Source organism: Yeosuana sp. (genome assembly GCF_057126245.1).
Window position 1 is genome coordinate 13,735 of record NZ_DBNGMQ010000063.1, and the last position, 10,684, is coordinate 24,418.

8 protein-coding genes are annotated in these 10,684 nt (G+C 32.2%); 5 read left to right on the plus strand and 3 right to left on the minus strand.

Annotated features, from left to right (window positions below; translation table 11 throughout):
• Positions 1-131 precede the first annotated feature (131 nt).
• The gene (locus AC15TD_RS07515) at positions 132-1,880 is read right to left on the minus strand and encodes a hypothetical protein (RefSeq protein ID WP_484451522.1); all 1,749 of its coding nucleotides are present in this window, start codon (positions 1,878-1,880) and stop codon (positions 132-134) included.
• Positions 1,881-1,994: 114 nt separating this feature from the next.
• Here AC15TD_RS07515 and AC15TD_RS07520 point away from each other — a divergent pair, with 114 nt between their 5' ends.
• The 5 genes from AC15TD_RS07520 to AC15TD_RS07540 all read left to right on the plus strand — a co-directional run bounded on the left by AC15TD_RS07520 (position 1,995) and on the right by AC15TD_RS07540 (position 7,989).
• On the plus strand, positions 1,995-2,510 hold the full coding sequence (locus AC15TD_RS07520; protein WP_484451523.1) for an RNA polymerase sigma factor: 516 nt from the start codon (positions 1,995-1,997) through the stop codon (positions 2,508-2,510).
• A gap of 340 nt (positions 2,511-2,850) precedes the next feature.
• Entirely contained in the window at positions 2,851-3,744 is an 894-nt protein-coding gene (locus tag AC15TD_RS07525) for a FecR family protein (RefSeq protein ID WP_484451524.1), read from the plus strand.
• On the plus strand, positions 3,737-6,055 hold the full coding sequence (locus AC15TD_RS07530; RefSeq protein ID WP_484451525.1) for a TonB-dependent receptor plug domain-containing protein: 2,319 nt from the start codon (positions 3,737-3,739) through the stop codon (positions 6,053-6,055). Before AC15TD_RS07525 ends, AC15TD_RS07530 begins: the two co-directional genes overlap by 8 nt.
• Positions 6,056-6,117: 62 nt before the next feature.
• Positions 6,118-7,086, plus strand: coding sequence for a hypothetical protein (locus AC15TD_RS07535; protein WP_484451526.1), 969 nt, complete (start codon positions 6,118-6,120; stop codon positions 7,084-7,086).
• A 15-nt stretch (positions 7,087-7,101) separates the two neighbouring features.
• Positions 7,102-7,989, plus strand: coding sequence for a dienelactone hydrolase family protein (locus AC15TD_RS07540; RefSeq protein WP_484451527.1), 888 nt, complete (start codon positions 7,102-7,104; stop codon positions 7,987-7,989).
• Positions 7,990-8,095: 106 nt separating this feature from the next.
• On the opposite strand, the gene AC15TD_RS07545 is transcribed toward AC15TD_RS07540, so the two are convergent.
• Both AC15TD_RS07545 and AC15TD_RS07550 read right to left on the minus strand, forming a co-directional pair.
• Positions 8,096-9,451 carry a UDP-N-acetylmuramate--L-alanine ligase gene (locus AC15TD_RS07545; RefSeq protein ID WP_484451528.1) on the minus strand — a complete coding sequence of 452 codons (1,356 nt, stop codon included), beginning with the start codon at positions 9,449-9,451 and terminating at the stop codon, positions 8,096-8,098.
• Between the two features lie 182 nt (positions 9,452-9,633).
• Positions 9,634-10,587, minus strand: a complete 954-nt coding sequence (locus AC15TD_RS07550; protein ID WP_484451529.1) for a tetratricopeptide repeat protein — start codon at positions 10,585-10,587, stop codon at positions 9,634-9,636.
• Positions 10,588-10,684 lie beyond the last annotated feature (97 nt).

The following is a 10,684-nucleotide window of genomic DNA, read 5'->3' on the forward strand; positions in this document are numbered from 1 at the left end:
TATAGAAGTAACGAAGAATAAAAAAATTGAATAAAAAAAGGCTGCTAAATCTTATGATTTAACAGCCTGTATAAAGGAAATTTAAATAACTAACCTAACCAACCGAATTTATGAAAATCCTCCTTTATAGTTTATTTCTTTTCTAATACTAATATTCTTTCTATGGTTCCTGTTGAACTTAAATCTTTTAATTCAATTCTATTTTCATTTATTTCAACAATTTTCCATCTATGATTTAAGTCATCAAATGGTGCTTCAATACCATAATTCATTGCAAGAAATAACCCATTTGCTCTGAAAGCTAACCACGCCCCATCAATAATTCCAAAATTTGGATCGGTTACTTTAATATAACCACTTTCTAGGAATTCTATTGTGTACATAAAAAATTCTTCGGTCTTATTAACATCATTATCTTGATATAAGGCAACTTCCCATAAACCATCAATTAATATTCCATCAATATAATTTAAATCATCATCTACATCAATACAATGTCTCTCTAAAACCATCTTATTATCTCTGTTTCCTAATGATTCTAATTTTATTAATCCTGGTTCTAAGAAGGTAACAAACCATTGTAATTGTAAATTAGGTCTTCCATCTAATTGAATTTGCAATACAAACCCATCTGAATTTACAGGTAACACATTATAAGTACCTTCTACAAACTCTCCATTTACTCTCATTTTAACAACATTATCTGATAAGAATTTTAAAGGTGTACCTATATACTCTTTTTCATTATCTGTACCATCAACACTTAAGCGAGCAACTCTCCAGAAACATTCTTGTAAATAATTTTCTATTCTTTCTTTAGTAATATTAAAAACAACCTCACAGTTTTTCTTTAGTATCATTCTGTTACCTCCAGCTTGGTAAAATTTAATTCTACCAGGACCTAAATCGTAAACAAACCATTCTAATGTAAAGTCAACTAAATTATCAAACTCTAATTTTATTAAAGCTCCATAATCTGTTACTCTAGTTGTCCAAGTTCCGATTAATAAGTCGCCTGTTCTAGAACGGATTTTTACAACATTATCTTCGAAAAATTTAATAGCGTACTCTTCATATTGTTCAATTAAATTATCTTCATTTCTTTCAAAATCATAAACAATCCAAGGACAAGTCATTAACAGGTTATCCAAACGCTCTTTTGTGAAATCAGTGTCGTGATAATCATTATCGTCATCTTCATCACAGGCATCTTTCGCTTGTTCAATGGTTGACTGTAATTCTTGGTTATTATTTACAATAATTTCAGAACCATCAGCTAATACCATGGTTATTGGAAAATTAATACTGGCTAAAAATTCTGAATTTTTAACACGCTTTAAAAAAAGGTGTAATGCTCTATCATTTTCAATAGTAATAACATCTATTACCTGAAAAGCAGTATCATATACTGAAAACGAAATTGGATATTGAAAATCGATGCATTCTATATCGTCATCTTCTTCATTTTCACCTTTACATTGTTGAATTAACTCGGCTAAATCCGCACGATTATTAATAATAATTTCTTCATAATCTGATAAAACAATAGTAATAGGGAAAATAATATCCAAATTATCATCATCATATTCAAACTCATCAAAAATGGCTTTAATAACACTATAATCATCTTTAGAATCGATTGTGATTTCAACGCCATTTACAATAACTGTAACAGGTAATTCAATAGATAAACAACTTGCGTTGTCAATAATATTATCATCAGAACCATCCATTACAGATGTCGCACTCATTAAACTTGTAAGTTGTAACGTTGCTGTAAGAGCCTCCCCTTCGGCAGGCTCTGTTATATCAACAACTTCTTCTTGACAAGACATAAACATTAAAAGGGCAAAAAAAGGAAGTAGTAATAAATTTTTCATAACAATTTTTTTTAGTTTAACACGGGACATTTTGTATATAAAACAATTAAAACCTAAAAATCCCTACCCCTATTTGCTTTTTTTTTATTTTAGTGCCACCAATCACCAATAATAATGGGGAAACAACTGCATGAAAATATTTGCGAAGAACATATTTTTTCTTCCATTTTTAAAAAATACTCTAAAGATTTACACAACTTTCTATATTATAAGTTTGGTGAATTATTCAACCCTAAAGACAAAGTACAAGAAGCGTTTATAAAATTATGGGAACATTGCAGTGAAATAAAACCAGATAAAGCCAAAAGTTTTTTATTCACTACCGCAAATAATTTAATGCTTAATGAAGTGGCTCATCAAAAAGTAGTTTTAAAACATCAGCAAACTAAACCAAAATCTTACACCAATGAAAATCCTGAGTTTTTAATGCAGGAAGATGAATATATGCAAAAGCTTCAAAAAGCGCTTTCTGATTTAACAGAAGCCCAACGCGTTGCTTTTATGATGAACCGTGTTGAAGGAAAACGTTTTAAAGAAATTGCAGAAATTTTAGATATCTCTACAAAAGCAGTTGAAAAACGTATTTATGGCGCTTTAGAAAAATTACGCAAGCACATTAAAGAATTGTAAACTTAAATTTCGGTTTACTATAAATTAAAGTCGAAATATTTATAAATGAAATAAAGAATGAATCATTTAATGCAGTAATTAAAATATTGATTATCTCATTTATTCTAATAATTATTGGTTTTTTATTTGATATAGGAGAAAGAGTTCCTAACATATGGATTAACATATTTGAAATATTGGTTATGGCTGGAGTCATATTTGTTATCATTACTACGATTTACTTAATAGTGGTAACTTTAAAAAGGCTTGTGCACAACATAAAAAGGTGTAAACAAATTTATTTTTATAATAAGGGTAGGAAAAAATATAAATTAACTGTTATATAGTTGTATAAGAAATCATGAAAAGAGAAAATTTAATATCAAAATGGTTGGATAATGATCTAAATGATCAAGAACTTGAAGCATTTAAAAAGCTTGAAGATTATGATGATATAGTTAAAATATCTAATGGCGTGAAGGCTTTTAAGGCTGACGATTTCGACGCATCAAAAGAACTTGATGGTGTTTTAAACACTATTCATTCTACCAAAAAGCAAACGCATTGGTTAAAGCCCATGTTACGTGTTGCAGCTATTCTTGCTATATGTTTTAGTTTGTATTATTACACAACTACTATTGATACTGCCATATCCACTGCATTGTCTGAAAAAACAACCATTGAGCTACCAGATGCCTCAACGGTATCTCTTAATGCCAAAACGTTTTTAGTATATAATAAAAAATCTTGGAAAGATGAGCGAAGTGTAGAGCTTGAAGGAGAAGCGTTTTTTAAAGTTGCTAAAGGGTCTTCGTTTAGTGTTATTACTAAATCTGGAAAAGTCACTGTATTTGGCACACAATTTAATGTTAAACAACGTAATCGTTATTTTGAAGTTATTTGCTACGAAGGTGTTGTTGGAGTAACCTTCAACGCACAACTCTCAAAACTAAAAGCTGGAGACAGTTTTTTAATTATTGATGGGAAATTTATTACTAAAGAAAAAGAAAATAAATCAACACCTTCGTGGTTAAATAATGAAAGTCAGTTTAAAAGTTTACCGTACAGAGAAGTTTTAGAAGAATTTGAAAGACAATTTAACGTAACTTTTAAATCTGAAAACATTGATACCAACCAACTCTTTACAGGCAGCTTTGGTCATAACAATATAGAAATTGCATTAAAATCCATTACCTTACCCTTACATTTAACCTATAGTAAAACTAATAATACTATTACACTTAAACGTGAGTAGAAAAGGACAACTTCCTGTTATTATTATTTTGTTTTTTTTGAATATTGCGACCTTAAATGCGCAATCAACTCAAAAAGAAAGACAACCACTTACTACCGTTTTAAAAGTTCTTGAAAGCACATTTAATATTAGTTTTTCTTATGTAGATGCAACGATAAACGATATTAAGGCCACATTACCCGCGTCAACTTCAACTTTAATAGATGCTTTAAACATCCTAAAATCTGAAACAAACCTTGACTTTGAAATTTTAGATGAAAGATTTATTGTTATAAAAGCTATTGAAAATAATTCAGAGTCATTAAAAACTCAAAGGTTAGAAGAAGTGGTTGTCACCAATTACCTTACTAAAGGTATTTCGAAGCTCAATGATGGAACAACCACTATAAAACCAGATGCTTTTGGAATCCTCCCCGGTCTAATTGAACCCGATATTTTACAAACTATCCAAGCTATTCCAGGGGTTTTAAGCATTGACGAAACGGTTTCAAATATTAATGTAAGAGGTGGCACTCACGACCAAAACTTATTTCTTTGGGATGGTATAAAAATGTATCAATCTGGTCATTTTTTCGGATTAATTTCTGCTTTTAATCCGTATACAACCAAACAGGTTAATGTATCAAAAAACGGTACAAGAGCTAAATATGGTGACGGTGTTTCTAGTGTTATTGATATGCAACTTTCAGATAAGATTGATAATGAATTTAAAACCGGAGCAGGGTTTAATTTGATTAATGGAGATGCCTATGCCAAAATTCCACTTTCAAAAAAAACTGAACTGCAAGTCTCTACAAGGCGTTCTATAACGGATTTAATTATCACACCTACTTATGATCAGTATTTTAAACGTATTTTCCAAGATACAGACTTAACAAATACCAATGATAACAGGAATTCTATTTCTCAAAATGAAGATTTCTATTTTTATGATATTACCGCCAAGTTTTTATATGATATTACTTCAAACGATAAAATCAGAGTTCATTTTTTAAATGTAAACAATGATTTAAAATATGATGAGCAATCTACCATTAATGATGCTAATGAAGCCTTAAACAGTAAATTGTCGCAACAAAACCTTGCCTTGGGAGTCACTTATACAAAAAAATTAAACGACCGTTTATCAACCACTGCCCAAGTCTATATTTCAAAATATAATTTAGAGGCAACCAATTATGATGTGTTAAACAATCAACGTTTAATTCAGGAAAATGAAGTGAATGATGGTTCAGCTAAATTAGACATCAATTATAATGCTAACCACAACTTAAAAATTAATGGTGGCTATCAATTTTCTGAAATTGGGGTTAGCAACCTTGAAGATGTTAACAACCCCATTTTTAGAAGTTATATTAAAGAAGTTATACGCAGTCATGCTATTTATGCAGAAAGCTCACTTATTTCAAATAATGCAAACACCAATTTAAAACTTGGTTCACGAATCAATTACTTCCAGAAATTCAACATGATTTTAGTAGAACCGAGACTCAGTTTTAGTCAACGTTTTTTAAATAATTTCAGATTTGAGGTTTTAGGTGAATTAAAAAGTCAAACCACATCTCAAATTATTGATTTACAGAATGACTTTTTAGGCATTGAAAAACGCCGCTGGATTTTGTCAAATAATAACGATATTCCCGTTATTAAAAGTAAGCAAATCTCTTCTGGTATTTATTATAACAAAAATAAACTGCTTATTAGTGCAGAAGCGTATTTAAAACATGTTGAAGGCATTACAACTAGAAGTCAAGGTTTTCAAAACCAATATCAGTTTATAAATGCTATAGGAGATTACCAAATTAAAGGTGTTGACCTTTTGATAAACAAACAATTTAGCACTATTGTAAGCTCATGGCTTAGTTACTCTTTTAGTAAAAATGATTATACGTTTAATACCTTAAACGATGGGCAATCTTTTCCTAACAATACCGATATTAGGCATGCACTCACATTGGCAGGTACCTACACCTATAAAAACATTAAGTTTGCATTAGGACTTAATTGGCATAGTGGAAAACCAAACACTATTCCTGTATTAAATAACGAAGTGATCGATAGTCGTATTAATTATGAATTACCAAACAGCTCTCGATTAAAAGATTATTTACGCACTGATTGTTCGGCAACCTACAAATTTAATGTGTCCAATAATACAGTGGCTACCATAGGTGCTTCTATTTGGAACCTTACCAATAAAAGGAACATCATTAATTCCTATTATACCTTAGACAACCAAAACATAGTTAGTAAAGTTGAGAATCTATCTTTAGGTATTACGCCAAATGTAAGTTTCAGATTGCAATTTTAATCTAATATCTTTATATTTATAGAGTTACACAGATTATGATTAACCAACCAATATGTCTTATTATGAAAACTGAAACACATCCCATTACATTTAAAATTATTATTATAACGCTTTTTAGCATTAGTATAGTTGCGAGTTTACAATCCTGTAAATCTGACAAAAAACAAAACAAAATAGAAGATTCTCCCTTTGTGAAAGAGAATGTTATTAATATCCTTACTGAAGGTATGGATTTCCAAATGGCTGATACCATAACTTCAGGATGGAATACATTTAAATATAAAAATGCTTCAACACAGACACACTTTTTTCTTATAGACAAATACCCTGAGGCTATAACTTTAGATAGCGTTAAAGCTCGCGTTTTACCACCTTTTGATAAGGGCATGAAACTTATTAACGAAGGTAATGCAGAAGCCGGTTTTGCTGAATTTGGAAATCTTCCAAATTGGTTTATGGAAATGAAAAATTTAGGAGGATCTGGTTTAATATCTCCAGGTCTTGTTGCTGAAACAACTCTAAAGCTTGATCCTGGATATTACATAATAGAATGTTATGTAAAAATGAGTAATGGAGTTTGGCATACCTCCATGGGAATGGCGAAAGAGGTAATCGTTTCTGAAACAAATTCTGGAAATATGGAGCCTAAAGCTGATATTGAAATTGCTATCTCAAGCACAGATGGTATTACATTTAATGATTCTATAAGTAAAGGAAACCACTGCTTTTCTGTTTTTTATAAAGATCAGATTGCACATGAAAACTTTATAGGTCATGATATTAATCTGGCGAAAATAGATGGCAATGCTGATTTAGATGAAATTAATAGTTGGATGGATTGGTCTAACCCAAAAGGTCTCATTGAACCGGCACCCATAGGAATAACGTTTTTAGGTGGTGTAAATAACATGTCGGCAGGTGATACCGGTTATTTTACTGTAAATCTTGACCCAGGTCGTTATATATTGATATCAGAAGTACCAAATCCAGTAAGTAAAAACATGCTAAAAACATTTACAGTCTCAGATTAATTAACCATAAATGTTATGAAACTAATAAAAAAAGAAAATATCAATCAAGATGTTTTTGATTTATACGATGATTATGCTCACAACAAAATAGACAGACGTCAGTTTGTTGAAAAACTATCCCTTTACGCTATTGGCGGATTAACTGTATCATCGCTCTTAAGTTTTATAACACCCAATTATGTTGATATTTTTTTAGTTAAACCAGACGATGAACGCATCGACTCTGAATACATTACCTATGATTCTCCAAAAGGTGGAGGCACCATTAAAGGTCTTTTATCAAAACCGAATGATAGCAAAACAAAGTTTCCAGGCATTATAGTGGTGCATGAAAATCGTGGTTTAAACCCTTATATTGAAGATGTAGGAAGACGCGCAGCGGTTGATGGTTTTATTACGCTAGCCCCAGATGCTTTAACGCCACTTGGTGGTTACCCAGGAAATGATGATGACGGACGAGCATTACAGCGCCAGCGCGACCGTAATGAGATGCTTGAAGATTTTATAGCAGCTTTTAACTATTTAAAATCTCATGAAAATTGTGACGGTAACATAGGTGTCGTCGGTTTTTGTTTTGGCGGCTGGATTGCCAATATGATGGCTGTTAAAGTTCCTGATCTTAAAGCGGCCGTACCGTTTTATGGTGGTCAACCATCTGCGGAAGAAGCAGCGCAAATAAAAGCGCCTTTATTATTGCAATATGCAGGTTTAGATACGCGCGTCAATGCTGGTTGGCCAGCTTATGAGATAGCTTTAAAAGAAAATAACGTTAAACACACGGCTTATATATACCCTTATGTTAATCATGGGTTTCATAACAATACGACGCCGCGATATGATGAAGCCGCTGCCACTTTAGCTTGGGAACGTACGATTGCGTTTTTTAAAGAGATATTAAGGTAGGTATACATAATTATTGCCTTTGTAAAACATTTCAATCAACTTCGTTTAACATTAGATTTAAAGTATTAAAACGATTTTATAGCAAATAGTTAAACGACACTAAAAATCATTCAATCAACCCCTTAACCTCATTAAAATCCAAACCGCCATAATTACCAGAACTCATTAATAGCAAAGCTTTATTTTTAAAATCTTGTGAAAATAAGAAGTTTTTAAAATCGTCTGGGTTGGTGTAAATAATTAAATCGTCACGTTCAAACGCATTAGCTATTTGCTCAGGTGTTACTTTGTCTAACTTTTTAATTTCTACCGCATGTGGTGAGTAAAACACAACAGCGACATCGGCAGCATCAAGAGCGCCCTTATATTCCTTTAAAAATTCAGCATTTAAACTGCTGTAGGTATGCAATTCTAAGCAAGCAACCACTGTTCTTTCTTGGTATTGCTCTTTCATTGCTTTGGTCGTCGCTTCTACTTTACTTGGTGAATGCGCAAAATCTTTATAAGCGACACTATTTTCGCTTTCAGCAATTTTTTCTAAACGCTTACTAGCGCCTTTAAAACTAGCAATGGCTTCGTAAAAATCGACTTCATCAATGCCCATATGTTGACAAATCCATTTAGCACCTGCCAAATTATTTAGGTTATGAGCACCAAATACTTCGATGGGTAAAGGTCCTTCCGTCGTTTCTAAAAGTGTTTGTCCGTTTTCAACAGTATATTTTGCAGTGTGGTACGGTAGTTTTCTTATAGTGTTTTCCGAGGCTTCTACCACACGCTTTACCTCCGGGTCTTCTTCATTATAGGTAATACTACCACCATTTACGATGGAATCTACAAAAATGCGAAACTGTTCTACATAATTATCGTAGGTTGGAAATACGTTAATATGATCCCAGGCGATACCACTTAACAAGGCAATATTAGGTTTGTATAAGTGAAATTTTGGTCGCCTGTCTATAGGAGAACTTAAATATTCATCGCCTTCTAGAACAATAAAATCATTGTCATCAGTCAGTTTCACCATGACATCAAAACCTTCAAGTTGAGCGCCAACCATATAATCGACATCCCTGTCGTGATAATGCATCACGTGCAAAATCATTGATGTAATAGTCGTTTTTCCATGACTCCCACCAATCACCACGCGGGTTTTATTTTTAGACTGTTCGTATAAAAATTCCGGATAGCTATAAATTTTTAGACCTAAGTCTTGCGCTTTAAGCAATTCTGGATTATCGGCTTTGGCGTGCATTCCTAAAACAACGGCATCTAACTGGTCTGTTATTTTTTCTGGAAACCAGCCAAACGATTCTGGTAAAAGACCTTTAGCTGATAATCTGGATTTTGAAGGTTCAAAAATTTCGTCGTCACTTCCTGTAACCTTGTAACCTTTGTTATATAAAGCAATGGCCAGATTGTGCATAGCACTACCACCAATGGCTATAAAATGTACATTCATAAACTTATTTTGAATGGTAAAGATACTAATTGCTTTACTATTTTTTAAAAGGAATCGTGTTTTCTGCGTTAGGGATTGAACGGCCTGTTTGATCTCTTTTTTGATACAAAAAGTAAAAAAAGCGATTAGTGAAAGCCGGTCCTAAGAGGTAACCTGTCTGACGGCAGGCAGGCGACCAAATATTACAAATTTAAAATCTTTTCTTTTTCTTTTTTGAAAGGCTTTATTTCGGGAAGTTCGGATAATGCTAAATCGATATATTTAAGTGCTTCTCCTTTATTTTTTTTATGCAAGTAGATTTGCGCCAATCGATAATGAGCCCAAGCCTTGGGTACACCATCTCTAGACGTGTAATTTTTAAGATAGGTTTGCAGGCAGATTTCTCCTTTTTGTAACTCTACATTATATTCTGCTGCCACCTTGCCAATTTGATAATGTAGTGCATTTCGTTGATAATTTTTTTGAGTTTCTTCTATGTTTTGAATGGCTTTTTGGGGTTGATCTTCACTTTCGTAAAAACTGGTAAGTTTATTAAAACAAGTGATGGAACCTCCTTCTTTGATTGCTTTTATATAATAGGTTTCGGCTAATTCTTGATCGTTATCATATTCATAAATATACCCTTTAGCCAAATAACCATCCACTTTTGAAAGCGTTTCTAACTCGTTAGCATATTTTAACGATTGACTCTTACTTCCTCCAAAAATACCTGGCAATTGCATATACAATTCTACCAGAGCCCAACGGGCATCAATGTGTTTAGAATCCAAATCGGCGGCTTTTAAAAAGGCATTTTTAACATCACCAATAATTCCTAAAGCGCTTATTTTACTCACCGAAAGTGCTTTCATGCCTAAAGCGCCACCATATTTATATTGATAATTAGCACTGCTAGGATTTACATCGACAAGTTTTTTGTATGCATCAATGGCAGGGTCCCAATTTTCTTGAAAACCATAAGCATCGCCTAATAATTCTATAGCGCTTAAATCTTTAGCATTATTTTTAAGATGCTTTAGAATCACTTTTTCTGCTTTTATATATTCTTTTTTTTGAAAAAGCGTATCCACTTCGGTCAATAAAGATTGACTAAAACTAAACAATGGAACAAAAAGAAGTAATAAAAATTTATTCATATTCTGAGAGCGAAAATACAAAATTAAAAAATCAAGGATACTTTAAAAGTATTAACTTAAGCATTCAAACGAATATTATTAATTCAATATTACATTT

What these genes read in the sequence shown, in the direction of transcription:
- AC15TD_RS07535 (WP_484451526.1), top strand. Translation starts at nt 6,118, where the DNA reads ATGAAAACTGAAACACATCCCATTACATTTAAAATTATTATTATAACG.
- AC15TD_RS07520 (WP_484451523.1), top strand. Translation starts at nt 1,995, where the DNA reads ATGGGGAAACAACTGCATGAAAATATTTGCGAAGAACATATTTTTTCT.
- AC15TD_RS07540 (WP_484451527.1), top strand. Translation starts at nt 7,102, where the DNA reads ATGAAACTAATAAAAAAAGAAAATATCAATCAAGATGTTTTTGATTTA.
- AC15TD_RS07525 (WP_484451524.1), top strand. Translation starts at nt 2,851, where the DNA reads ATGAAAAGAGAAAATTTAATATCAAAATGGTTGGATAATGATCTAAAT.
- AC15TD_RS07545 (WP_484451528.1), bottom strand. Translation starts at nt 9,451, where the DNA reads ATGAATGTACATTTTATAGCCATTGGTGGTAGTGCTATGCACAATCTG.
- AC15TD_RS07515 (WP_484451522.1), bottom strand. Translation starts at nt 1,880, where the DNA reads ATGAAAAATTTATTACTACTTCCTTTTTTTGCCCTTTTAATGTTTATG.
- AC15TD_RS07550 (WP_484451529.1), bottom strand. Translation starts at nt 10,587, where the DNA reads ATGAATAAATTTTTATTACTTCTTTTTGTTCCATTGTTTAGTTTTAGT.